Origin of the sequence: uncultured Dysgonomonas sp. (genome assembly GCF_900079725.1) — a bacterium.
GTDB lineage: Bacteria > Bacteroidota > Bacteroidia > Bacteroidales > Dysgonomonadaceae > Dysgonomonas.
Window position 1 is genome coordinate 2,550,140 of record NZ_LT599032.1, and the last position, 26,000, is coordinate 2,576,139.

A 26,000-nucleotide genomic window follows, 5' to 3' on the forward strand; every position below is an offset into this window, starting at 1 on the left:
CGTGGAACATTATTTTTTTTGACTGAAAATTTTGCTTTGTTCCACGTGGAACATCTTGTTTTATCTACCCAAAAGTACCAATAATATTGATATGTCGTTTGGTGAAACTCCCGGAATTCGGCTTGCCTGAGCGATTGTTTCAGGGCCTATTTTTGCTAGCTTTTGGCGTGCTTCGGTGGAAAGGGAGAGTATAGCTTCGTAATTAAATTTCCCTTTTATCTGGATGTTTTCGAGACGTGAAATCTTATCAGCAATCAATTGCTCTCTCTTAATATAGCCGTCATACTTAATGATTATTTCGCAGGCCTCTTTGATTTCTTCTTTTCTGTTTGGGATTTTATCCAGCTCTGTTTTGAAAGCAGGAACTAGTTCTGCTATGCTGTCTATAGATACCTGCGGGCGTGTGATTACATCTTTCAGTTTCAAGCCATGCTTCAATGGGCTAGTGCCCAGTTTTTCCAACCCTTCATTTATGTACTCTGGCTTCAAAGAGTAGTTGGCGGTGAAATCGATAATTCGCTTCATCTCTTCTCTCTTATGATTCAGGAGATCGATCCTCTCTCTCTTTGCCAAGCCGATATTGTAACCTTTTTCGGTAAGGCGTGCGTCTGCATCGTCTTGACGAAGCAATATTCTATACTCCGCACGCGAGGTAAACATACGGTATGGTTCATCGACACCTTTGGTTACCAAATCATCGATTAATACGCCGATGTATGCCTCGTCTCTTTTCAGGATGAATTCGTTTCCTCCTTGTGTTTTTATATGGGCATTTATCCCCGCTATCAACCCTTGACCGCCTGCCTCTTCATATCCGGTAGTCCCATTTATCTGTCCTGCGAAAAACAGATTGTTGATTAGCTTCGTTTCCAATGTATGTTTTAGTTGTGTGGGATCGAAAAAGTCATATTCGATTGCATAGCCGGGTCTGTAAATATGTATATTCCTGAATGCCGGAATTCTTTGTAAGGCCTCGATCTGAGTATGGAGTGGGAGAGAGGACGAAAATCCATTCAGATAGTATTCCTGTGTGTTTTCCCCTTCCGGTTCCAAGAATAATTGGTGTGAAGTTTTCTCCGCGAATGTTACAACCTTTGTTTCTATACTTGGGCAATAGCGTGGCCCTATACTTTTTATCTGCCCGTTGTAAAGTGGAGAATCATCCAATCTATCGCGTAAAGTGGAATGCACATCTTCGTTGGTGTAAGTAATCCAACAGCTAAGTTGTTTTAATGTGCGGGGTGCGAAGTCGAGGTATGAGAACTTGTGGAAATCATCATCGCCCTTTTGTTCTTCCATTAAACTGAAATCGACGCTTCTTCCGTCTATTCTGGCGGGAGTACCTGTTTTCATCCTGTCGGTAGTGAATCCGAATTCTCTCAATTGTTCAGTGATTCCGAATGATGCCGGTTCAGAAACACGTCCTCCTCCGAGTTGCGTTTTGCCTATATGCATTAGTCCGTTCAGAAATGTGCCGTTTGTGAGAACTACCGATTTTGCCGAGAAATTTACACCCATTGCAGTCTTCACTCCTGTTACAGTTTTGTTTTCTATAATCAGCGAGGTTACTGTGTCTTGCCATACAAAAAGGTTATCGGTGTTTTCGATGATCCCTCTCCATTTAAGTATGAATTGCGCACGGTCGCTTTGTGCCCGTGGACTCCACATGGCAGGACCTTTCGATTTGTTCAGCATGCGGAATTGGATAGCAGTTGTATCCGTGACAATTCCCATCTGTCCCCCGAGGGCATCTATTTCCCGCACTATTTGCCCTTTTGCGATGCCACCTACTGCGGGGTTGCAACTCATCTGGGCGATTTTGTTCATGTCCATTGTTATCAGCAGGGTTTTAGATCCCATGTTGGCCGCAGCGGCTGCAGCTTCGCAACCGGCATGGCCTGCCCCGACAACAATTACGTCATATTTGAAGTTCATATTTTTTTCTTTGGATAAAATTAATTCGGATGCAAAGTTAGTATTTTATTGTATTTCTTGCGATAATTACTTTATGCTTATGAATGTGCCATCATTAGATATGATGGCTATTTAAATATTATTGGCATTTTCCAACGCCTGTTTAACTTTTTCGGGATCGGTCAGAAGCATGCTATATTCTTCTTCTTCGTTTGTAAAAACAGGTGATTTGTATTGCATCCCTCCGTTGTACCTGCTTCGGAACGAACCATGAAATTCTTTTAAATCGGTAGCTTTAACCAGCTCCGAAATATTGTTTTCCGTGATGCCTCCTCCGGGCATGATTATTATCCTTTGGTCAGCCTGACCGATTAATTTCTTTAATATCTCTTTTCCTTCTGGCGCAGATTCCATCCCGCCTGATGTAAGTATGCGGTCACATCCCAATCCTATAATATCTTCTAACGAATCGAACAAATTATTACATCTGTCAAAAGCACGGTGAAAAGTAGTAGTCATATTGTATTTATGCGCAATGTTTACTAATTCTTGATTTCGTTTTTTATCGATGCTTCCATCCGGATTCAATATTCCGAATACAACACCATCACATTTGGCTTGTCCGCAATGATGAATGTCTTGTTTCATTATTTCAAACTCCAGATCGCTATACAGAAAGTCTCCTTCACGCGGACGGATAAGTACATTTAATTGAATATTAATTAGTTGCCTTGTATTTTGCATCTGTGATAGGGAAGGGGTAGTCCCTCCTTCGCTCAGATTATCACATAATTCGACTCTGATTGCTCCTCCTTTTTGTCCATTTATAGCCGATTGCGTTGAATTGGCGCAAACTTCAAGTGTAATCATATGATTGTTTTTTAATTAAATGTTTGATATTCAGATGTTTGACTGTTTAAATCTTTAATAAATAGATAACTTTTTCAATAAATCCTCCCTTTTCAACTTCTTCAATGACTTGATAATCTGAGGTCTATAGTTTTTGTCGTACCAGAAAAAGTATTGGCGCTGAGCCAGCTTTTGCTCTTTGGTTCGTGCCGTATATACTTTTTCGAGTGTATAAGGATGATAACCGGTATAATAAATTTCTGTAGCCACTGTCATTGGCGAAGGTGTAAAGTCCTGAACCTGTTCCAGTTTAAAGCCCAAAGGCTTTGTCTCGGAGGCTAGCTCCGCCATATCTATTTCTGTACAAGCCGGATGGGATGATATAAAATAAGGGATAAGCTGCTGTTTTAATCCGCTTTCGGAATTAATCTTATCGAATATTCTCTTAAATGTATGAAACTGCGAGAAGCTTGGTTTGCGCATACAGTTTAGCACCTTGTCGGATGTATGTTCCGGAGCCACTTTTAGTCTGCCGGAGACGTGATTTAATATCAGCTCCTTCGTGTATTTGTCGGATATTTTGTTTAACCGGTCATCGTCATTCCGGTGTAACAACATGTCATAGCGCACTCCACTGCCGATAAATGATTTCTTGATTTTCGGCAGGGAATCCACAGCTTTATAAATATCCAAAAGGTGTGAATGGTCTACATCGAGGTTTTTGCATATCTTCGGATGAATACATGAGGGGCGTTTGCATTTAGCGCAAATGTTTTCATCCCTGCCTTTCATTTTATACATGTTTGCCGAAGGGCCTCCCAGATCACTTAAATATCCCTTGAAATCTGGCATTTCCGTGATTTGTTTTACCTCGTTGAGTATCGATTTTTTCGAGCGGGAGGCAATGAATTTTCCCTGATGTGCCGATATGGTACAAAAGGCACATCCACCGAAACATCCCCGGTGCATATTTACCGAGAATTTTATCATCTCAAAAGCCGGAATGGTTTTTCCTTTGTATTTCGGATGGGGCAGGCGGGTATATGGCAGATCGAACGAGGCATCTATCTCTTTTTCAGACATGGGAGGGTAGGGAGGGTTGATTATTACCGCCTTTTCATCGTATATCTGTATAATGCGCGAAGCATTCATCATATTCGATTGCTCTTCTACAATGCGAAAATTGCCTGCTTGTTTAAGTTTATCGGCAAGGCACTCTTCATGGGAAGCCAAATAGATATCTTTTCCGTCTGTTTGCTGTTTTAAAGCGTTTTTAGCACATAGATATGCCGTTTGTGGCATATCTCTTAATTCATCGAGAGATTTGCCGTTCTTGAGCTCCGAAACTATCTTTTTCAATGGATTCTCACCCATGCCATATACCAGCAGATCCGCTTTTGAGTCGATAAGTATAGATTTATATAATTTATCATCCCAGTAATCGTAGTGCGTTACCCTGCGTAAGGATGCCTCTATTCCCCCTAATAATACAGGTACATCGGGAAAAAGCTCTTTCAGAATATTGCAATAGACAATGGAGGCCCTGTCGGGGCGCATCCCTGCCTTTCCATCAGGCGTATAGGCATCGTCGGAGCGCAGTCGCTTGTTCGCCGTATAGTGGTTTATCATCGAGTCCATTGCTCCGGCTGTTACCCCGAAGAAAAGGCGCGGTTTACCCAGTTTTTTGAAGTCGCGCAGATCGTCCCGCCAGTTCGGCTGTGGTATGATGGCTACCTTCAGCCCTTCGGCTTCAAGCATGCGTCCTATGACTGCTGCTCCAAAAGACGGGTGGTCTATATATACGTCTCCTGAGAAAAGGATAACATCCAGTTCGTCCCATCCTCTGAGTTCCACTTCTTTTTTTGTGGTCGGTTGCCAGTCGGTCAGTCGGTATTCTTTCATAATCAGCCACAAAGGTATTGCTTTTTCCAGATTTATGATTCAAATATGAGTATTCTTAACTTTTTAGTTCGTTGTTGAACATTTCCATTTATCTTTATCCCTTCCAAAATTAGTCATATAAAGCAAGGAAATGTACATTGAGCATCTACCACATCCACTTTTAAGCAGATATATCGAAACCTATTGGTCTTCGACAGATTTTGCTGAGAACGAGATTAAGCGGCGTATATTGCCTGATGGTTGCGTAGATATTATATTTTCATTTCACCGGCAGTCTCTCCCTCACATTGTGGGTACTATGACTACTTTTCTGGAAATAGCATATCTGGGAGAGGTCAGGTTTATAGGGATTCGCTTCAAACCGGGAGGAATAACGGCTTTTACCCGTGTGCCTGTAAACGAATTTACTGATTCGCGGGTCGAACTTTTCTCTACGGAATCGGTATTTGATAAGTCTTTCGGTGAAGATATTCCCTGGGAAAGGAGTACAACAGATATTATCTCTTTTGTGGATAACTATTTATTAAGCCGGCTTCCGAAATTGTCTCCGTTGGATGAAAGGATTGATTATGCCATATCGCTGATAAAACAAAGTAAGGGAAACATATCGATACCGATTATTGCAGAAAAGGCTTGTCTGAGCAAACGGCAATTTGAACGCAGGTTTCTGGCCGATATAGGAATCTCTCCAAAAGCATTCAGCCGTATTTTCAAATTCAGGAATACCCGCCAATTTTTAAAGTCAGGAATTAATCAAAGTCTTTTTAACACAGCAGTTGATTGTGGTTATTATGATCATGCTCATTTGATAAAAGAGTTTAAACGGCTCTCCGGGTCTTTGCCTTCGGAACTGTAAGATTGTCGTTTTTTTACACAAATCCTATGATCTATATTCTCTACTTTTGATGATGATTTCCAAATACATATAAACTTAAAATTAGAGAATATGATATTAAATGATTCTACTCCGAACCTGATGGTCAGGAACGTTCGTCAGACAGTTGATTTTTATACAACAATTCTCGGTTTCAAACTTGTTGATTCCGTTTCCGAATCGGGAAACGATTTGGTATTTGCAATCGTACAGTCCGGAAATGTTATGTTTATGTTTCAGGAAGAAAACAGCCTGAAAGAAGAATATCCACAGCTCGCAAAATTTCCGCAAGGTGGGGGATTGACCTTCTACATTCATGTATCCGATATTCATGGGTTGTATGGAAAGTTCAAAGAAAAGGTCACTATTGCAAAAGAAATGCATGAGACATTCTATGGATCTACCGATTTCGCAATTGAGGACTGTAACGGTTATATTCTGACTTTTTCTCAGGAAAATACAAAATAGTGTAGGTTTTTCTTAAATAATAGGCTAAGAAATTCGTTTTATCAAGAGTTAACAAAAACATTGTATATTTGTAAAACGTTAATATTCTTGATGAGAAAACTTACATTTATATCTTTTGTCTTTATCCTTGCGGCATGTAATACTACTAAGAACATTCCGGAAGGACGCTATCTGTTGGATAGTTATCAGATCAAGCATGACACTAAAAATGCTACGGCCGATTTAGAAGATTTCGTTCGTCAGCAGCCTAACACGAGTCTTCCTTTGCTTGGAAAAGTCCGTCTGGGCATATATAATATGGCCGGACAGGATACAAGTAAGTGGATAAACCGTACTATACAAAAGCTGGGACAGGCTCCCGTCTTGTATAGTGCATCGCAGACAATCATGTCGCAAAATCAGTTGAAGAAGCAATTGAATAACCAGGGCTATCTGAATGCCGAAGCTGATACTACCCTGAAAGTGAAAGGGAAGAAAATGTCTGTTACCTATAATCTGAAAGGAGGTATTCCATATCGTGTCCGTAACTATACGCACCAGATAGGTGATACGACTATGGCCCGTATTATGGGTAAGATACCTATCGAGCCCCTGTTGAAAAAGGGAGATATGTTCGATATGGACATGTTGGAGGAAGAGCGTCTGCGGGTAAATACCATTATGCGTAATGTGGGCTATTCGACTTTCTCGAAGGAGTATGTATATTTCCGTGCCGATACTACACTTAATTCGCATGAAGTGGATTTATATCTCGATATTTATCCGAATAAGGACAGTTTGCCTTATCCTCGCTACAAACTGAATAATATTACGATTATTTCAGGGATCAATTCTATTGATAATGTATCCGGTTCGGGAGGGCAAATAAATACGAACCGCTGGTTTTACAGGAATGCCGATACGACGGACTATTATGGGACTAAGATAATACGTGGAAGAAATAAGTTCCTGCGGAATTCAGCTGTGTTACGCAACAATTATTTGAAGAAGGGAGCATATTATTCCGATTACAATATAACCCGTACCTACGAAGCCTATACAAATATGGAGGCTATTAAACAGGTGAATATTACGACTCAGCCTTCGCCCGAAGATAGTACGCGCCTGCTAGATGCTACAATTATACTGCTTCCTGCCAATGCTCACTGGTTCAAAGCCGGGCTGGACGGAACGAATACCGCCGGAGATATAGGTATTGCCCCAAGTATTTCATACCAGCATCAGAACTTGTTTAACGGGTCGGAACAATTGAGTATCAAGCTAAAAGGTGCTTATGAGTTCATCGCCGGAGACAAGAGCGGGGATGTAATGAGTAGCAACTTTTATGAATACGGAATAGAAACAGGCCTAACCTTCCCTCAGTTTCTCTTCCCCTGGTTAAAGAAAAACTGGAGAGAGCTGCCATCTTCCAGTACTCGGTTTACTGTGGGATTGAATAATCAGCACAGGCAGGAGTATACCCGACAGTTTTTTAACTTAGGTGTAAATTATAGCTGGAATACATATAAAAACAGACTCCGCCACGGTTTGGATTTACTCGATGTAAACTATATCCGTATGCCGTGGGTATCAGATTATTTCCAGAAGAATTACCTCGATTCTACTAATAATGTCTTGTTGAGGGAGAGTTATAGCGACAAGCTGGTGGCACGTACTGCTTATACCGTTACTTTGGTAAACGGACGCCGCTTCACTGGTCTGTATCCTACCTATTCATTACGGATGTCGGTAGAAGTAGCAGGGGCTTTACCTCGTCTGGCGACGACAATCGGCGGGGCAAAAGAGAATGAATTCGGGGAAAAGATGATTTTGGGTGTAGCATATGCAGAATATGTAAAAGGAAGTGTGGATTATTCTCACACATTTTATTTTTCGAAGAAACATTCAGTCGCTTATCATCTGGGACTGGGACTTGCGCAACCTTACGGTAATTCCGGAATCTTGCCTTTCGAACGACGTTTCTTTTCGGGAGGGGCTAACAGTGTAAGGGGATGGAGTACCCGCTCGTTGGGTCCCGGGTCATATAAACGTCAGGGAAATAGCGATTTTGTAAACCAGGCCGGAGATATGAAACTTGAGTTCAATATTGAGAATAGGATGAAGGTAACCGACCTTTTCGAATTTGCCCAATTCATCGATGCCGGGAATATATGGACACTAATCAATTATGAGGAGCAGCCCGGAGGACAATTCAAGTTCAAGTCGTTCTATAAAGAAATTGGTGTGTCTTATGGGCTCGGTTTACGCATGGATTTAAGCTTCCTGCTTCTCCGTTTCGACGCGGGGATGAAAGCCTATGACCCGGGGAGGGACCAGTCGGATCGCTTTATCTTGTTCAAGCCAAGGCTGAATAATATGGCATGGCACTTCGGGATAGGATATCCATTCTGATTTATTTATACTTAAACAAGCTTCAGTTATACCTTGTATTTTATTACTTATCTCTTTGGACAGAAACATAAACTTTCAAAGAGTTATCGGCTAAAAGTTCCTATGCATAGATCTTTTATGTATAAATTATATTTATTTCTGAGAATTTCGGATATTTTAGATTCCTTTAAATTAGCCAACTAAGGTAATGCGCTTATTTTTTCGTAATTTTGTATCCATTTTTTGAAGAGATTATGTCAGAAGAGAAAAATATATTTATAAAAGGCGCACGGGTAAACAATCTGAAAAACATTGATGTAGAAATACCCCGTAATAAATTTGTCGTAATTACAGGACTATCCGGTTCGGGTAAGTCTTCGCTTGCATTCGATACGCTCTATGCAGAAGGCCAACGCCGCTATGTGGAAAGTTTATCGTCGTATGCCCGTCAGTTTCTCGGCCGTATGAATAAACCTGAGAGTGACTATATCAAAGGCATTCCGCCGGCTATTGCAATCGAGCAACGGGTAAGCGCCCGCAACCCGCGTTCCACGGTGGGTACTTCGACAGAGATATATGAATATTTGCGGTTGCTCTTTGCCCGTATAGGGAAGACTATTTCTCCCGTATCGGGGCAGGAGGTGAAGAAGCATCAGGTGAGCGATATTGTCGAAAAAATGCAGTCGTATCCGGAAGATATAAGGCTTGCAATTCTGACTAAAATAATTCTCCGCGACGGCAGGTCTTTGAATGAACAACTCGAAATTTTACAGAAGGAAGGTTTCTCTAGAGTAGAGATATCCGGTAAATTTGAACGGATTGAGGATGTTCTTGCATCCAACACCAAATATAAAGCGGACGAACTACTTCTGCTTATCGACCGCCTTACCTGCGATAAAGACGCGGCCAACATCAGCCGTTTCTCGGAATCCATAGAAACCGCTTTCTTCGAAGGAGAGGGTGACTGTGTGATTCGTTTCTATATAGGGGATAAAGTTGAAAGTTTCGATTTTTCGAGGCATTTCGAGGCTGATGGCATTCAGTTTGAAGAACCGTCCGACCTGATGTTCAGTTTCAATAGCCCGGTAGGAGCTTGCCCCGTTTGTGAAGGCTTTGGCCGTGTGATGGGGATAGATGAAGATCTTGTGATTCCTAATAAAAGCCTGTCTGTATATGAAGACGCTGTAGTCTGCTGGAAAGGCGAGAAAATGAGCGAATGGAAGATGGAGTTTATCCATGCTGCTTCTAAACATAATTTCCCTGTTCACCGTCCTTATTTCGAATTATCGGATAGCGAGAGGGATTTGCTCTGGCATGGTGCGAGAGGCTTGCACGGCATAGACGATTTCTTCAAAATGGTGGAAGAAAACCAGTATAAGATACAATACCGTGTAATGCTTGCCCGTTACCGGGGAAAAACGACTTGTCCGGCTTGCAAAGGTTCGCGGCTGAAACCTCAGGCATTGTACGTAAAAGTAGGCGGTAAGACTATTGCCGACCTCGTATTGATGCCTATATCCGAACTGAAAGTATTTTTTGATTCCCTTGATCTCAATGAAACGGATGCAGCTATCGCTAAGCGCCTGTTAACCGATATAAATATCCGCATCCTGTATCTTATGAATGTTGGCTTGGGATACCTTACTTTAAATCGTTTGTCGAATTCCCTCTCTGGAGGAGAGAGCCAGCGTATCAACCTGGCCACGTCGCTGGGAAGCAGTCTTGTGGGTTCGCTTTATATACTCGATGAACCGAGTATAGGATTGCATTCCCGTGATACCGATTTATTGATTAACGTATTGCAGGAGCTCAAGTCGATAGGGAATACGGTCGTTGTGGTAGAGCACGATGAAGAGATTATACGTGCAGCCGACTATATTATCGATATAGGGCCCAAAGCCGGCCGTTTAGGCGGTGAAATCGTATATCAGGGAGATGTGGCCGGCCTGCAGAAGCATACCGAAAGTTATACTGTCCGCTATCTGAATGGAGAAGAAAAGATAGATGTTCCAAAAGTAAGGCGCAAGTGGAATAATTTCATAGAGATAAAAGGTGCACGGCAAAATAATCTGAAAAATATCAATGTGAAGTTCCCGCTAAATGTAATGACTGTGGTTACGGGTGTCAGCGGTTCCGGTAAATCATCATTGGTCTGTGATGTTTTCTATACCGCCTTGGAGCGTCATTATAAGGGTAAGGGTGATCAGATAGTTCAATACAATGGGTTGGAAGGTGACCTGAAGCTGATAAAGGATATAGAAATGGTAGACCAGAATGCTATCGGGCGTTCCTCCCGTTCTAATCCTGTGACCTATATAAAAGCTTATGATGAGATCCGCAAGTTATTTGCAGAGCAGCCTCTGGCAAAACAATTACACTTTACTCCGGCTTTCTTCTCCTTCAATGTAGAAGGCGGAAGATGCGAGGAATGTGCAGGGGAAGGTAAGATACTGGTAGAGATGCAGTTTATGGCGGATGTACTACTCGAATGTGATGTATGCAAGGGAAGACGTTTCAAGCAGGATGTATTGGATGTACAATACAGGGGAGCGAGTATCCACGATGTACTGGAAATGACAATAGATCAGGCTATCGAATTCTTTGAAGAAGGAAAAGGCAACACGGAAAAGAAAATAGTGAAACGCCTGAAACCATTGCAGGATGTAGGGCTTGGATATGTAAAATTAGGACAGTCGTCTTCATCCCTTTCAGGTGGGGAAAACCAGCGCGTGAAACTGGCGTTCCACCTTGTAGACGAGAAGCCGGAGCCTACTCTTTTTATATTCGATGAGCCTACTACAGGATTACATTTCCATGATATAAAAACCCTGTTGAAAGCGTTCGATTCGCTGATAAAAAGGGGGCATACCATTGTTATCATTGAGCATAACATGGATGTTATCAAATGTGCCGATCATATTATTGATATAGGTCCCGAAGGGGGAAAAGAAGGTGGCTATGTGGTCTGTGAAGGTACTCCTGAGAAGATTGCTAAATGTGAGAAGTCATATACCGGACGTTTCCTTAAGGAGAAACTTTAATAACTATAACAGTAAATCTGATTCTTTCTTTCGGATTAATTACTATATTTGTACCAATATGGTACCGTATTGGTGCGCAAAAATCTTATATATTATGTTAGTAATAAGTAGTAGAGAATTCAGAGACAAACAAGCCGAATATATGGACAGAGCCGATAGGGGCGAACAAATCATTGTTCAACGGGGACGTGACAAGGCGTATGCGATTACTCCCGTGAAGTCTTCTGATATATATATAAATACACCGGTATTGTCCGAAGACTTTGTATCCGGAGAACAAATCAAAGAACAAGTACATCAACACATCGATAAATTATTTTCTAAATAGGTGAAAGTAGTTTATCACAGGAATGTAGCCGAGTATTTAAACGAACTGGTCGACATCCTTTACGACAAAGAATATTTTGGTTTTAAGGAGTTTGCATACGATTATGTCGATTGGATATTTGAGCAGATAGAATTGTCTATCCATAGAAAGGTAAAGAAACAGGCACCGAGACATTTCGAGAAATATAGTCAGGGATTATCTTATGTTGTCTACAAAAGAAATAGCAATACATCCTGGTATGTATTCTTTTTAAAGCAAGAGGATACATACCTGATTTTCTATATTGGGAATAATCATAATTGTGCACAGTATTTCTAGCTGCTTATCCCTAAAATTTTAGATTTAAGTCCAATCGATATAGCTTTAAACACTTTCCAATAACAATTCATATAATCTGAACCATTTCAGATGTTCATATCCCAGTTGTAAATCGACCGTGGCTATATATGTATAGCCTAGTTTTTCATATAATGATATGGCTGCTGTATTGTTTTCGGAGACATCCAACCGGATTGATCTCATTTTTTGCTGAATTGCATATTCCTTTGCAAAAGTCATAAGTTTAAACGCTACACCTTTTTGTATAAAATGTGGATGTACTACAAGAGTGTGTACTACAAATACATCTTTGTAATCCGCAGATACCTTCCAGTATGCTTCTTCATAGGCTGTTTCCGGCTTATGGTTCAGAATAATGCTGCCGGCTATCCTGCCGGCGGTTTTTAAGACAAACAGGCTGTCGTCTTCAACTCCGGTAAGTGCTGTCTGCCGTATAGGGTAAATATGTTTTATCCAGCCGGGATAATTGATGTTCGATTCCAGATAATCATTCAAATCGTTGTATAGATCTTCCAGTTCATCTATATCGTTTATTGTCCCTTTTTCTATAATCATGCGTCTTTTACTCTTTAAAAACCACGTTGTCTCATAGCCTCAAAGGTGAGAACGGCAGTGGAAACGGAGACATTCAGCGAATCTATTTTTCCCCGCATCGGTATTTTTATCCTTGCGTCCGCATTCGTGAGCCAGAAATCAGTCAGTCCGTCCGCTTCCGTACCCATTACTATAGCCGACGGAATAGAAAAATCCGTATCCTGATACCATTGTGAAGCCTGCAACTCGGCGGCAAACGATTTTATTTTCTTATCCCGGAGGAAATCCAGAGCCTCCTGTGACGAGCACACTGCCGTTTGCACGGTGAAAAGGCAGCCTACACTGGAACGTATAGCATTGGGGTTGTACAGGTCGGTGGCAGGGTCGCAGATGATAACGGCATCAGCCTGCGCCGCATCGGCCGTACGGAGTATTGCCCCCAGGTTACCGGGTTTCTCTACCGATTCGAGTATGATAATAAAAGGAGTTTCAGATAGTTTCAGATCGTTTAAAGTATGGTTTTTCGGTCTGGCAAGAGTCAGTAGCCCGTCCGAACCTTCACGGTATGCAATCTTTTCGAATACCGTCTCCGATACTTCGAACAGTTTGTTTTCACCGATAGAATCGAGAACATCGGGATAATCAGTCTTCCGGAATAATTCCGGGCAGACATATACCGAATTTATCTCATAATCAGCCGTCATGGCTAGGCTCAATTCCCTTGCTCCTTCTATCAGGAAGAGGTTTTGCTCCTTGCGCTCTTTGCTTTTTGCAAGTTTTACAATATTCTTTATTCTTGGGTTTTGCAGGCTGGTTATTTTTTCCATTTGTTTCTTATATCCTTTTCATTTTTAATCGGGTTGCCATAAAAGGCAAAGACAAAAATAACAACTAAGGCGGTTATTTTGTACCTTTGTGCCGGAAAAATCAAAATTAAGGAGATTTATGAGATATATGTGGATACTTTCAATCGGTATTCTATCTATGATAAGTTGTAGCTCGAAAGGGCAGAGCGACGAGGAAAAGCCAGTAGCTGAAGTAAGGAAATATAGCCGTTTTAACGGGAATTACAATAAAACGTTTGCCGATTTGCAGGATGTCCAGATTGAAGCAGCCATGGCAAATGGGGTAGGCCCCCTGGTTTCCAGAGCCGATACAGCCTTGTATGAAGGACAATTGGTACGTATACCGAATGAGCTGGACATATACAAGGTGGATAAGCTGAAGCACTCGATGCCTTTCCTCGTACCGAAAGCGGCAACCCTGTTGTCGGATATCTGCCTTAATTTCAGGGATTCGCTTATCAGCAAAAAAATGGTCTTATATAAGCCGATTGTTACCAGTATTACACGTACGGATGACGATGTAAAAGGACTTTCGAGGCGTAACAGGAATACGAGCGACAACTCGACACACCGCTATGCCACGACATTCGATATTGCCTGGACACGGTTCGAGAAGGTAAATCCATCAGATCCGCGTACTCTTGACGATGGCAGGCTAAAAGCCGTACTGGGACAGGTCCTTCACGACCTGCGGCAACGCGACAGATGTTATGTGAAGCACGAGAGAAAACAGTCTTGTTTTCATATAACGGTAAGGTAAACAATATACTAATGTGGCAATATGCCGATGAACTAATTGGCACATTGGCATATTAATCTATTAATACATTAAAAAATGCGTTACTTAATATATTTATCATACAACGGGGAAAACTATTGTGGATGGCAGATACAGCCAAATGGCGTATCGGTGCAGGAAACAATAGAAAAAGCGTTGTCCACCTTGCTGCGTGTGCCGGTATCTATTGTGGGCGCCGGGCGTACGGATGCAGGTGTACATGCCCGTATGATGACAGCGCATTTCGACAGCGAACAGGAAATTACGGATCTGCTATTGCTGGCAAATAAACTGAATAGCCTGTTGCCAAAAGATATTGCCATACAAAAAGTAATAGACGTAAAGCCGGATGCCCACGCGCGTTTCGATGCCGCATCGAGGCTGTACAGATATTATATTACAACCGAAAAAGACCCTTTTCTGCACCATCTGAAATATAAGATATACGGAAATCCGGATATAGAAGCAATGAATGCCTGTGCAAAGGTATTATTCGATTACGAGGATTTTACCAGCTTCAGTAAGCTGCATACCGATGTGAAAACGAATAACTGCACGATTATGCTTGCCCGGTGGGAACAGGCCGGGAACGATTATATATTCACCATCAAGGCAAACCGTTTTTTGCGTAATATGGTACGTTCCCTCGTGGGAACACTGCTTGAAGCGGGACGCGGAAAGATAACCACAGATGATTTCCGGCGCATTATTGAAGCTAAAGACAGGTGTAAAGCCGGGACTTCTGTTCCGGGACATGCCCTCTTTCTGGAAGAAATAGAATATAATAACGATATATTTAAAGACGATGAGGATATCTAACCTTTTAAGTGGCAGAACGCTGCGTAGATTTATGGAGAGTGAAAAGTCGGGAGGACTTACTCTCATCGTATGCACATTAATATCGATACTGCTGGCCAACTCCAGTATAGGGGAAGGTTATCGCGGGATATGGGATTTTCATGCAGGCAGCCATACTGTCGCAGAATGGATAAACGACGGATTGATGGCTATTTTCTTCCTTTTGGTAGGATTGGAACTGATCCAGGAGATTTATGAAGGTGAGTTGTCGAATATAAAAAGGGCCATGCTGCCCATTTCGGGGGCATTGGGAGGAATGTTGATTCCCGCGGCAATGTATATGTCCCTCAACTTCGGAACGGATACACACGCCGGATTTGGGATACCTATGGCAACGGATATTGCTTTTGCTCTTGGTGTACTGTCTTTGCTTGGCAACCGCGTACCTGTTTCGCTGAAAGTATTTCTTACTGCTCTGGCTGTTATCGACGATTTGGGAGCTATAATCGTTATCGCTATATTTTACACGACGTCACTGGCGTGGGTGTACCTGATTATCGCATTGGGCATGTTTGTGTTATTGCTCACCCTGAATAAGAAATTCAAAGTAACCAATCTTATCCCTTATCTTATAGGCGGTCTCATTATGTGGTATTGTATGCTTCACTCGGGTGTGCATGCGACTATTGCAGGGGTATTGCTCGCCATAACAATCCCGTTCAAAAGAGGGGACGCGAAATGCTTGTCGAACAGGATGCAGCATGCTTTGCACTATCCGGTCGCATTCTTCGTATTACCGGTATTCGCTTTAGCAAATACAGCTATGGTAATAGAGGGCAACTGGGACCAGTCGATAGGGGAGCCGTTCGCAGTGGGTATCCTCTTAGGTCTGATTGTTGGCAAGCCTTTAGGTATAACACTATTCAGCTTTATATCGGTGAAAACAGGCTTATGCTCACTTCCGAGGGGTGTGAACTGGAAAGCATTGCTGGGAGCAGGTATGCTGGGAGGTATAGGATTCACTATGTCTATATTTATTACTTTACTGGCATTCAAAGGAAATGTGCATTATATCAATGAGTCGAAATTGATGATATTATTGGCGTCTCTGGCATCGGGAATTATTGGTTATGCATGGTTGAGTAATGTGTTGAAGAAAGAAAAGGGATAAAGCAATGGGGGTAACAATACACTATGAAGGAAAGTTGAAATCTGCAAATGATTTTAATGATGTAATAGAAATAATACAGGAATTTTCGGAGTTTAATAATATGTCATACTCTGTCTTTGAGGAAAGCAAGAAATTATTAAAGCGTGTAAAAGATGAACAGGAATGGGATTATGTAAGCTCTGTGAAAGGAATAAGACTTCAACCTCATGAAAATACAGATCCTCTTATTTTCGAATTTGATGAAAATTATTATATACAAGATTATTGCAAAACGCAGTTTGCCGATATAGATATCCATATAAAAATAATATCCGTATTGCGAAAAATAGCTCCTCATTTCGAAGACCTGATCGTAATAGATGAAGGAGAATATTGGGATACTTCAGACAAAGAATATCTACAGCAACTTATTGATGATTGCTTTGATAAAATAAATGAAGTAAAATCACAAAATATTAATATGGAAGGTCCATTCCGTATAAAGTCGGGAAGGATTATTGATCTAATGGAGAATTAAATTATATGTGGTTAGCACTTGCTTTTGTTTCGGCATTCTTTCTCGGATGCTATGATATATGTAAAAAGAAGTCGGTTGACGGAAATGCTGTCATACCTGTATTGTTTCTCAATACGCTGTTTTGCTCCCTGCTGCTCTTGCCCCTTGTCCTTATATCCAAAGTTTCGCCCGATACGTTAAGCGGTACGATAGGATATGTACCATCCGTCTCTCTTGAAACCCACGGGTATATCTTTATAAAATCGGTCATTGTCCTCACCTCATGGATATTCGGATATTTTGCCATAAAACATTTGCCCCTGACCATTACAGGCCCGATAAATGCCACCCGTCCCGTAATGACACTGCTGGGCGCGCTGTTTATATTCGGTGAGCGTTTGAACTTATTCCAGTGGATAGGGGTAATTATAACCATTATCTCCTTCTTCCTGCTCTCTCTTTCGGGCAAAAAGGAAGGGATTAGCTTCCATAAGAATAAATGGATATTCTTTATGGTTCTGGCTTCTGTAGCCGGGGCTGTGAGCGGCCTCTACGATAAGTTCCTGATGCAGCAGTTCAGTTCTACGGCGGTTCAGTATTGGTTCAATACATACCAGTGCCTGCTGATGCTGATAGTTCTTCTTACGCTGTGGTATCCTAAACGGGAGAAAACGACTCCGTTCCAGTGGAAATGGAGTATAATCCTTGTATCTGTATTCCTTACCATTGCCGATTTTGTATATTTCTATGCATTGACAGACTCTGATGCCATGATCTCGATCGTATCCATGGTAAGGCGTAGCAGTGTACTGGTATCATTTGCCGGAGGAGTACTGTTCTTCCATGAAAAAAACTTAAAAGGAAAAGCTATAGACCTTGTTTTAATAATTGTAGCGATGTTTTTCCTATATTTGGGGACGAAATAAAAACAGTCAACAGTTAACAGTCGGCAGTAAACAATATATATAATGAAAAAAATATTATTCACTATAGTCTTTACATTATCAAGCGTTTTCTATACATCGGCGCAGGAAATAGGCAGTATATTCCTTACTATGCCCGAGAACATTATCTTCGGATTGGAGGCTGCCCAGAAAGATTTGCTTGTATCCAATCCAAGCGATACAACAGAAATAAAAATTGACAGGGAAACATACGGAGAAGTAAAGAGACTGGCCATGTCGTCCGATTTTATTTCATTACAGACCTCAGAGGTGGGTACAACAGAGATAAAGCTGCTGCCGTTGATAAACGATTCCAAGATTATATGTGTCGTAAAAACCGTATGCGGAAAAGATAGCCTTTGCGATAGCCAGATACAGTTCTATACCACGAAATGGTTGCCTATCAATCAGGGAGACCTATTCCCGAAAAGAGATAAAAACTGGTTTATAAAAGCCGATGCAGACAGGGATACACAGGATTTTAAGAATGCTTATGCAGCGCTGGATATGAATCCGATGAAGATAACTTTGTCTCCTGCCGATAACTCTTTGACACTGATATATGAAATTAAAAAGTATCTGTCGCAAGAAGATTATAAGAAGATAGAGCCATATCTGATTGAAGAGCCGAAGATATTTAATTGGGATAAGTCATCGTATAAATAAGAAGCAGCCTTTGAATATATAGAAATAAAGAGGGCAGATATTTTAAAATATCTGCCCTCTTTATTTTTATAATACGGAATATCTATCCCTCATTTCCTACCACGATATCCTCATACTCAGGATGGCGCTGTATATATGCTTTTGTATAAGGGCAGATTGGACGTACCTTATAGCCGTTGTCCCGGATATAATCGAGTAATGTCTTGGTCAGAGCACCGGCAATGCCGCGTCCTTCCAGTTGAGGAGGAACTTCGGTATGCGTCACCAGAAAAACATTATCCCTCTTTCTGTAATCTACAAGAGATAAGAGGCCTTCCACTTCTGTTTCGAAGCGGCTTTTTTCTTCGTTATGTATGATGTTATATTCCATGACTATAATTTTTTATAATTACATATATTGCTGACCGATTGCAGCCAACAGATTAATTACCTCCGAAGCTGAAGCTTACCGGTATATACATCGGTGATGCTACAGGAGTATTACCGATCATAAATGTCGGTTTGAGCTGTAGTGATACATTCGATTTCTTAGAACCGATACCCAGAAAGTTTTTGGCAATCTCTGTTACAGCGTCTTTCGAGTTATTCTTCATCAATGTTGCCAGATCTACTCCGATAGTAAGCGGTAATGTCTGAGTCTGTCCCGAGGCAATATTCAGAGTCTGGTTTATAGAACCGGTGGTAAACTCGATATCATCCACACTGATGATATATTGAAGGCCATGTAACAATGCTGCCGATTCGTTCGGGTTCTTCACATTTACGTTCAATGTAAAATTGAGAGGAATAGAAGTCGCCGTTCCCGATAGAATAGATGTTACCTTAGGAATCGATGTTACGGATAAGCCATTGGAAAGATTCATTCCGGATATGGTTAATCCCGTAATCGACTTATAACTGTATTCACAGTTTATCAGGTTATAAGTACTTCTTAGTCCCTGTTGAACGCTGTCGCAACCAACCAATGTAGTTACAACTAATAATAATGCTAAAATTCTCTTCTTCATTCTGATAAATTATTTAGTTTGTGTAGTTTATTGTTATTTTATTGTCACCATAGTAGCTCCATATCCGTATTCACGAAAAGATGCATCCTGATAATAAGCCGATTTATAGTTTGAGTTCAATTCCTTTAATACCGCATTTTTTAGAATGCCATCCCCCTTGCCATGAATAAAGACTATCTTCTGACCTTTGTTCCGTTTGTTCTCATCCATTACTTCCCTGAACTTCTTTAACTGATACTCCAGAATATCACCTGATGATAAACCGTTTGTATCGTCTAAAAGTTCATCGGCATGCAGATCTATTTCGAGGATTGCGCTTTTTTCTTTCTTCACTATAGGTTGTATGCGCGGACGACCCTCCTTCTGTTTCATGGCCGTTTCTATTTCCGCGGCAGAAATGACAAGTTCTTTTTCCGCAAGGTCGCGGCGGGCTATCGGGTATATAATCGCTTCGTCCTCGAAATAGTCGTTTTCTCTGAAGCTATGGAGTTTGTAGAACTTCACCGTATCTATGTGTACTTCCACCGAATATGCGTTCTTGAGAGCGAAAGGCTTTTCCTTCTTATAGGCAAAGAACTGGAGGCAGATACGCTCTATATCGTTCAGCTCTGTTTTATCGAATTCGTCGATGAATAGCTTTGTATTCGGCTCTATTACTCCTGCATTCCGGCTCGCCCATCCGTTGTCACCCCTACTCATATAATTGAATGACAGATAGTAGTTGCTATCATTGATAAGGTAGCATTCAAAAGCGGATGTGCTGAGATTTTTAATGTCTATGGGGAGGTAAGCAAGGAAAACTGATAATTGCTCTCCTTCTTTCGTCTCTTCCGTTTTATAATCCTCATATTTTTCTTCAACCTTGCCTATTACGGCTTTTTGCTGAACTTCAGCCGTTGGTTTCGATGTTTGTCTTACCTGTGCATCGTTGGCAGGTTCTATGACTACGCATTCGCGTATCAGCACGGGAATGTCGAATCCTTCGTCGTCCTCTACCAGAACGATGTCTTTTCCCTGAAACCCTTTTACTACGCCGCCGCCTGTTGTGTTCAGAAAGCGCACTTTATCTCCTGTTTTCATAAATCTTAATTATTCAATTTCATTAGTCGTTTTACATGACTCGGCATAATCAAAATAAATTTTGTTTCTGCTCTCGCTATTTAAAACGTTCTTTTAAGCTCTCTTCCGGCTTTTTTATTCACGCAAAGTTGCTTATTTTTGTCGGATAAAAAAAACGAAAGTGGAAGTATCAATTTTCCGGGATATACGAATTAACGATTACGATTACGGCTTACCCGACAGCCGCATTGCAAAGTACCCTCTGGTTAAACGGGACGAATCAAAACTTCTTGTATATAAAGGAGGAAAAATAACAGATGCCCGTTTCAGCAATCTACCAGAGTATTTGCCGGACGATAGCCTGATGATTTTCAATAATACAAAAGTGATTCAGGCGCGGTTGCATTTTCAGAAAATAACGGGCGCGCAAATTGAGATTTTCTGCTTAGAGCCGCATTTCCCAAACGATTATCAACTAAATTTCCAGCAAACACAGCGATGTTCATGGGTTTGCCTGGTGGGTAATCTGAAAAAGTGGAAAGAAGGGGACCTTATAAAAGAACTGGTTGTAAATGGTGAACCTGTAATATTTTCAGCCCGGAGGATACAGACCAACGGGGACTCCCATATCATAGAATTTGAGTGGGACAATACCGGTGTTACATTCTCCGAATTGCTCGAAGTAGCCGGGGAATTACCTATTCCACCCTATCTGAACAGGGATACGGAAGAACAGGATAAAGAGACATATCAGACCATTTATTCGAAAATAGACGGTTCGGTAGCTGCTCCTACGGCAGGATTGCATTTCACGCCCGAAGTCTTCGAATCATTGGGTAAGAACGGAGTAAAGACGGCAGAGGTTACACTTCACGTGGGCGCAGGAACCTTCCGCCCTGTAAAAACTGAGGAGGTGAAAGACCATGTGATGCATTCCGAGTTTATCTCGGTGAAAAGGGATGTAATAGAGCAGCTTTTGAATCATAAAGGAAAGGTAATTGCCGTGGGAACAACCTCTGTACGTACTCTCGAAAGCTTGTATTACATTGGTGAACTACTGGAAAAAGATAATTCGTCCGGAGAGTTGAAAGTAACGCAATGGCAACCCTATAAAGCCTCTGGAGAAAAAGAACTTCCGGTAAAGGAATCCTTAACCAATATTCTTACATATCTGGATAAAAATAACCTGACATCACTTATTGCCGAAACACAGATCATTATAGCACCGGGATATATTTATAAAATTGTCGATGGAATAATCACGAATTTCCATCAGCCAAAAAGTACACTGCTTTTGCTGGTATCGGCATTTACGGGTGGAGATAACTGGAAGGCTATTTACAAACATGCACTGGATAATGGCTACCGCTTTTTAAGTTACGGCGACAGTTCATTATTACTAAAAGAATAATTGATATGATGGAATTATCGGTAATACAAAGCAAGATATACGAGATACGAGGCTGTAAAGTGATGCTCGATTTTGATTTGGCGGAGATGTACGGAACGGAAACAAAGCGCTTAAAAGAGGCTGTAAGGCGCAATATCAGAAGATTTCCATCTGACTTCATGTTCGAATTGTCAAAAGAAGAATATACCTCTTTGAGGTCGCAAATTGCGTCCTCAAATACAAGAGGGGGAACGCGATATATGCCGTTTGCATTTACGGAACAAGGAGTAGCAATGCTTTCTTCCGTACTTAACAGTGATGCCGCAATAGAAATAAACATCAATATATATCATGCGGGCCTTTGTTGCTGTACGCCAACTATTGACTAATTCCCCTGTTAATGAAAGCAAGCAATTACAGGATGAAGTAAAAGAACTAAAAGCATATATTGAGGAAGTCTTTGCCGACTATAACGATATGCATGAAGATACACGGATGCAACTCGATCTTATCAATGAAACATTAGCAGAACTTCAGACCAAGCATGTAAACAAACCTCGTAAGCCTGTAGGGTATATCAAACCGGAAGAATAATTCCTCACATAAATTTGTTTTGCCTGCGAGTTGCTTATAGAGTAAATACGTTTATTACCCAGATAAAACACGGCTTGCAAAACAGCACTTGGGGTATTAATTAAAAGCTGAAATAACTGTTACTTTTTCTCCATCATTTTATCTATACATTACAGATAATAAGTCTGCTATCTGATGGAATGTTACAATATAAAAAATAAGAAACAGATGTTACCTTTGTTACCTTTTAACAAGTAGTAAGTATTAAGTGAAAAACGAAAAGTGAAGAACGGAAAATTATACGGGATACAGATTGTTCACTGTTTACTGACGAGATGTTTCACTCTGTCTGACAAGCTAATTATTAATTCTTCATTTTTAATTATTAATTGTTTTCTGTTACTTTTGTTACCTTTTAACGACTGATGTGTTACTATTAAAAGAATAAAGCCGAAATGAAAAAGAAGATTTTATATGCCTTTATTATAATTGCTGTTATAGCCATAGCAGCCGGTGCATACGGATATAGTATTATAAGCACAGGGTTTGATATAGATAAGACTGTTTATCTCTATATAGATGAAGACAGAGATTATGATGCATTGCTCAAAGAGCTGAAAGATAGTGCGAAAGTAAAAAATATAAGTAATTTCGAGATGCTGGCATCCATTATGGATTATAAGGACAATCTAAGGACAGGACGCTATGCTGTTAAACCGGATATGGATATCCTCGATCTTATGCGCCATCTGCGTAGCGGACATCAGACACCTTTGAATTTGAAATTTAACAATATACGGACCAAAGAAGACTTTGCCGAACGTATTTCCAATCAGTTGCTGTTGGGTAAGGATGATTTGTTAGCAGCGCTAAATAATCCGGAAAAATGCAAAGATCTGGGCTTTACTACAGAGACGGTAGTTGCCATGTTTATTCCCAATACATATCAATTTTACTGGGATGTTACTCTCGATGAATTTCTTCGGAGGATGAAGACTGAATATAGTGATTTTTGGAATAAGAAACGGATGGCGCAGGCAGAGGAATTAGGCCTGTCTCCGGTCGAAGTATCAACACTGGCTTCCATTGTTGAGGAAGAGTGTACTTTTACCGATGAATATCCGGTTGTAGCAGGACTGTATCTTAATAGGCTCCGTTCGGGTCAGGCATTGCAGGCAGACCCTACGGTTAAGTTTGCAGTGGGTGATTTCAGCCTGCGCCGTATATTGAACAAGCATCTCGAAGTAGATTCTCCATACAATACGTATATGCATACAGGTCTGCCTCCCGGCCCGATCCGGATACCTTCGATCAAAGGGATTGATAGTGTGCTTGATTATACAAAGAGCGACTATCTGTATATGTGTGCAAAAGAAGATTTCTCAGGACGTCATAATTTTGCCCGTACCTATGCTGAACATCAGAGGAATGCGATTAAATACAGAAATGCATTGAATGCGAGAGGGATATATTGAAATTGAATAGAGAGTTGTTTTCTTTATTAAAATGAATTTCGAATACTATTTTTTCGCCTTCAATTCATCTTCCAGTTTAATCACCTGATCGCGAAACTGGGCAGCTTCCAAAAACTCGAGTTTCTTAGCGGCGGCCGACATCTGCTTGCGGGCTTTCTCAATCGCCTTTTTAAGCTCGTCTTTGGTCATATATTGTATTTTATCTTCCGATGCTATCGCAATAGATGAATCCTGAGTGTACGATTTCACCGAGAATTGTTCCTCTTTACGCAGGCTGAATACAGAAGTACGCGCCTTGCGTATTTGCTGCGGGGTGATGCCGTGTTCTTTATTGTAAGCCATCTGTATCTCACGACGGCGATTGGTCTCGTTTATAGTCTTCTCCATGCTCTCTGTGATTTTATCCGCATAGAAGATTACTTTCCCGTTTACGTTACGGGCAGCACGCCCCACAGTCTGCGTCAGAGAGCGGTGAGAACGCAGGAAACCTTCCTTGTCCGCATCCAGGATCGCAACAAGTGAGACTTCGGGCAGGTCGAGTCCTTCACGCAACAGGTTTACCCCGACCAATACATCGAACTCCCCGCTGCGTAAGTCATCCATTATCTGCACACGGTCCAGCGTATCCACATCGGAATGGATATAGCTGCACTTCATCCCATTGTTTAGCAAATAGGCTGTTAATTCTTCTGCCATCCTCTTTGTCAACGTGGTGACAAGCGTACGCTCATTCTTATCCACCCGTGTCTGTATTTCTTCCATCAGGTCGTCTATCTGGTTAAGACTTGGACGAACGTCGATAGGAGGGTCGAGCAAGCCTGTAGGCCGTATCAATTGCTCAACGACTATACCTTCTGATTTCATCAGTTCATAATCGGCAGGAGTGGCGCTTACATATATCGTTTGAGGTACAAGCGACTCGAATTCTTCAAATTTCAGAGGCCGGTTATCCAGTGCCGCAGGTAAGCGGAAACCATACTCTACCAGATTCTCTTTACGGGAGTGGTCGCCACCATACATCGCCCTTATCTGGGGAATGGTAACATGGCTCTCGTCTATTACAAGCATAAAATCCTCAGGGAAGAAGTCTAGCAGGCAGAACGGACGTGTACCCGGTTTACGGTTGTCGAAATAGCGCGAATAGTTTTCTATACCGGAGCAATGTCCTACTTCACGGATCATCTCCAGGTCGTATGTTACACGTTCATAAAGCCGCTTTGCCTCCAGATGTTTTCCTATCGACTGTAAAAAATCGACCTGCCGTCCGAGGTCTATCTCTATTTCGGCAATAGCCCTTACCATACGGTCTTTGGTGGTCACGAAAAGGTTGGCGGGATAGATACGAAAATCGTCATACTTATCTATCTTGACTCCGCTCAGAGGGTCGAGGCATTCTATACTCTCTATCTCATCTCCCCAGAATACGACCCTCACTATAGGGTCTCCATAGGCAAGAAACACATCGACCGTGTCGCCTTTTACCCTGAAATTACCCGCTTTTGGCTCAATCTCATTACGGGAATACAGAGCGCTGACCAGCCCCCGCAAAAACACATCACGTACAAGTTTTTGACCGACATGTATGGAGATGGTCGAATTCTCAAAGTCCTCCGGATTCCCCATACCATAAAGGCAGGAAACGGATGATACCACTATGACATCGCGCCGGCCCGACAGCAAAGATGTAGTCGTTGCCAGCCGGAGTTTCTCTATCTCTTCGTTTATTGAAAGGTCTTTTTCTATATATGTATTTGTGGAAGGAATATATGCCTCGGGCTGATAATAATCATAATAAGAGACAAAATATTCGACTGCATTGTCAGGGAAAAAAGTCTTAAACTCACTATATAGCTGTGCTGCCAAAGTCTTGTTATGGCTAAGTACTAAAGTGGGCTTATTCACATTCTGGATAACATTGGCGACCGTAAAGGTTTTTCCGGAGCCTGTCACTCCAAGCAATGTTTGTGAAGGTAGATTTTGTATAATGCCCTCCGACAGAGCCGCAATTGCAGCAGGTTGATCTCCGGTGGGGTTGTAGTAAGAGGTTAATTTGAAATCCATCGTTTTGTATCTTTCGGAATTTCAAAGGTAATAAGAATTATGCAGTTATATTTTGAAATTGTGTCTATTAACTATTTGGTGAAAATATGTACAATTTTATAAAAAAATAAAGCAAGGA

General features: G+C 41.4%; 23 protein-coding genes and 1 pseudogene. 15 read left to right on the plus strand and 9 right to left on the minus strand.

Annotation, left to right across the window (positions count from 1 at the left end; translation table 11 throughout):
* Positions 1 to 60: 60 nt before the first annotated feature.
* The 3 genes from mnmG to QZL88_RS10585 form a co-directional block, all read right to left on the minus strand.
* Positions 61 to 1,935 (minus strand): tRNA uridine-5-carboxymethylaminomethyl(34) synthesis enzyme MnmG, encoded by a 1,875-nt coding sequence (mnmG, locus tag QZL88_RS10575; protein WP_296940965.1) that lies wholly within the window; start codon positions 1,933 to 1,935, stop codon positions 61 to 63.
* A 111-nt stretch (positions 1,936 to 2,046) separates the two neighbouring features.
* The gene (locus tag QZL88_RS10580) at positions 2,047 to 2,784 is read right to left on the minus strand and encodes a copper homeostasis protein CutC (protein ID WP_296940969.1); all 738 of its coding nucleotides are present in this window, start codon (positions 2,782 to 2,784) and stop codon (positions 2,047 to 2,049) included.
* Between the two features lie 54 nt (positions 2,785 to 2,838).
* Entirely contained in the window at positions 2,839 to 4,665 is a 1,827-nt protein-coding gene (locus QZL88_RS10585; protein WP_296940971.1) for a YgiQ family radical SAM protein, read from the minus strand.
* 130 nt (positions 4,666 to 4,795) lie between these two features.
* Here QZL88_RS10585 and QZL88_RS10590 point away from each other — a divergent pair, with 130 nt between their 5' ends.
* The 6 genes from QZL88_RS10590 (at position 4,796) to QZL88_RS10615 (ending at position 12,064) form a co-directional block, all read left to right on the plus strand.
* Positions 4,796 to 5,521: a DUF6597 domain-containing transcriptional factor gene (locus tag QZL88_RS10590; RefSeq protein WP_296940973.1), complete on the plus strand. Its 726-nt coding sequence runs from the start codon at positions 4,796 to 4,798 to the stop codon at positions 5,519 to 5,521.
* A gap of 90 nt (positions 5,522 to 5,611) precedes the next feature.
* A complete protein-coding gene (locus tag QZL88_RS10595; RefSeq protein ID WP_296940975.1) occupies positions 5,612 to 6,007 on the plus strand; it encodes a VOC family protein in 396 nt (131 codons plus the stop codon).
* A 90-nt stretch (positions 6,008 to 6,097) separates the two neighbouring features.
* Positions 6,098 to 8,398 (plus strand): BamA/TamA family outer membrane protein, encoded by a 2,301-nt coding sequence (locus tag QZL88_RS10600; RefSeq protein WP_296940977.1) that lies wholly within the window; start codon positions 6,098 to 6,100, stop codon positions 8,396 to 8,398.
* A gap of 233 nt (positions 8,399 to 8,631) precedes the next feature.
* Positions 8,632 to 11,418 carry an excinuclease ABC subunit UvrA gene (gene uvrA, locus QZL88_RS10605; protein ID WP_296940979.1) on the plus strand — a complete coding sequence of 929 codons (2,787 nt, stop codon included), beginning with the start codon at positions 8,632 to 8,634 and terminating at the stop codon, positions 11,416 to 11,418.
* A gap of 94 nt (positions 11,419 to 11,512) precedes the next feature.
* Positions 11,513 to 11,746 carry a type II toxin-antitoxin system prevent-host-death family antitoxin gene (locus QZL88_RS10610; protein WP_296940981.1) on the plus strand — a complete coding sequence of 78 codons (234 nt, stop codon included), beginning with the start codon at positions 11,513 to 11,515 and terminating at the stop codon, positions 11,744 to 11,746.
* Positions 11,747 to 12,064, plus strand: coding sequence for a hypothetical protein (locus QZL88_RS10615; protein WP_296940983.1), 318 nt, complete (start codon positions 11,747 to 11,749; stop codon positions 12,062 to 12,064).
* 45 nt (positions 12,065 to 12,109) lie between these two features.
* On the opposite strand, the gene QZL88_RS10620 is transcribed toward QZL88_RS10615, so the two are convergent.
* Positions 12,110 to 12,640 carry a GNAT family N-acetyltransferase gene (locus tag QZL88_RS10620; protein WP_296940985.1) on the minus strand — a complete coding sequence of 177 codons (531 nt, stop codon included), beginning with the start codon at positions 12,638 to 12,640 and terminating at the stop codon, positions 12,110 to 12,112.
* A gap of 14 nt (positions 12,641 to 12,654) precedes the next feature.
* A complete protein-coding gene (locus QZL88_RS10625; RefSeq protein WP_296940988.1) occupies positions 12,655 to 13,446 on the minus strand; it encodes an RNA methyltransferase in 792 nt (263 codons plus the stop codon).
* A 157-nt stretch (positions 13,447 to 13,603) separates the two neighbouring features.
* Here QZL88_RS10625 and QZL88_RS10630 point away from each other — a divergent pair, with 157 nt between their 5' ends.
* The 6 genes from QZL88_RS10630 (at position 13,604) to QZL88_RS10655 (ending at position 18,317) form a co-directional block, all read left to right on the plus strand.
* Positions 13,604 to 14,224, plus strand: a complete 621-nt coding sequence (locus QZL88_RS10630) for a DUF5715 family protein (protein ID WP_296940990.1) — start codon at positions 13,604 to 13,606, stop codon at positions 14,222 to 14,224.
* A gap of 75 nt (positions 14,225 to 14,299) precedes the next feature.
* Entirely contained in the window at positions 14,300 to 15,061 is a 762-nt protein-coding gene (gene truA / locus QZL88_RS10635) for a tRNA pseudouridine(38-40) synthase TruA (protein WP_296940992.1), read from the plus strand.
* A complete protein-coding gene (gene nhaA / locus QZL88_RS10640; RefSeq protein WP_296940994.1) occupies positions 15,048 to 16,211 on the plus strand; it encodes a Na+/H+ antiporter NhaA in 1,164 nt (387 codons plus the stop codon). The genes truA and nhaA overlap by 14 nt, the downstream gene beginning before the upstream one ends.
* A gap of 4 nt (positions 16,212 to 16,215) precedes the next feature.
* Positions 16,216 to 16,728 carry a hypothetical protein gene (locus QZL88_RS10645; protein WP_194224120.1) on the plus strand — a complete coding sequence of 171 codons (513 nt, stop codon included), beginning with the start codon at positions 16,216 to 16,218 and terminating at the stop codon, positions 16,726 to 16,728.
* A 5-nt stretch (positions 16,729 to 16,733) separates the two neighbouring features.
* Complete coding sequence (locus QZL88_RS10650) at positions 16,734 to 17,633, plus strand: DMT family transporter (RefSeq protein ID WP_296940999.1); 900 nt, start codon at positions 16,734 to 16,736, stop codon at positions 17,631 to 17,633.
* 42 nt (positions 17,634 to 17,675) lie between these two features.
* The gene (locus QZL88_RS10655) at positions 17,676 to 18,317 is read left to right on the plus strand and encodes a DUF3256 family protein (protein ID WP_296941001.1); all 642 of its coding nucleotides are present in this window, start codon (positions 17,676 to 17,678) and stop codon (positions 18,315 to 18,317) included.
* Positions 18,318 to 18,399: 82 nt separating this feature from the next.
* Here QZL88_RS10655 and QZL88_RS10660 read toward each other — a convergent pair whose 3' ends face one another.
* The 3 genes from QZL88_RS10660 to QZL88_RS10670 are packed head-to-tail and all read right to left on the minus strand — an operon-like array spanning position 18,400 to position 20,404.
* The gene (locus QZL88_RS10660) at positions 18,400 to 18,687 is read right to left on the minus strand and encodes a GNAT family N-acetyltransferase (RefSeq protein ID WP_296941002.1); all 288 of its coding nucleotides are present in this window, start codon (positions 18,685 to 18,687) and stop codon (positions 18,400 to 18,402) included.
* A 52-nt stretch (positions 18,688 to 18,739) separates the two neighbouring features.
* Positions 18,740 to 19,324 carry an LEA type 2 family protein gene (locus QZL88_RS10665; protein ID WP_296941003.1) on the minus strand — a complete coding sequence of 195 codons (585 nt, stop codon included), beginning with the start codon at positions 19,322 to 19,324 and terminating at the stop codon, positions 18,740 to 18,742.
* Between the two features lie 33 nt (positions 19,325 to 19,357).
* Positions 19,358 to 20,404 carry a DUF2027 domain-containing protein gene (locus QZL88_RS10670; protein WP_296941005.1) on the minus strand — a complete coding sequence of 349 codons (1,047 nt, stop codon included), beginning with the start codon at positions 20,402 to 20,404 and terminating at the stop codon, positions 19,358 to 19,360.
* Between the two features lie 160 nt (positions 20,405 to 20,564).
* On the opposite strand from QZL88_RS10670, the gene QZL88_RS10675 reads away from it, so the two are divergent.
* From QZL88_RS10675 to mltG, 3 genes and pseudogenes are all read left to right on the plus strand, one after another.
* Positions 20,565 to 21,794, plus strand: coding sequence for an S-adenosylmethionine:tRNA ribosyltransferase-isomerase (locus QZL88_RS10675; protein ID WP_296941007.1), 1,230 nt, complete (start codon positions 20,565 to 20,567; stop codon positions 21,792 to 21,794).
* 5 nt (positions 21,795 to 21,799) lie between these two features.
* A pseudogene (locus tag QZL88_RS10680) lies at positions 21,800 to 22,367 on the plus strand (ORF6N domain-containing protein).
* A 434-nt stretch (positions 22,368 to 22,801) separates the two neighbouring features.
* Complete coding sequence (gene mltG, locus QZL88_RS10685; RefSeq protein WP_296941009.1) at positions 22,802 to 23,821, plus strand: endolytic transglycosylase MltG; 1,020 nt, start codon at positions 22,802 to 22,804, stop codon at positions 23,819 to 23,821.
* Positions 23,822 to 23,866: 45 nt separating this feature from the next.
* Here mltG and uvrB read toward each other — a convergent pair whose 3' ends face one another.
* Entirely contained in the window at positions 23,867 to 25,882 is a 2,016-nt protein-coding gene (gene uvrB, locus QZL88_RS10690; protein WP_296941011.1) for an excinuclease ABC subunit UvrB, read from the minus strand.
* Between the last annotated feature and the right edge of the window lie 118 nt (positions 25,883 to 26,000).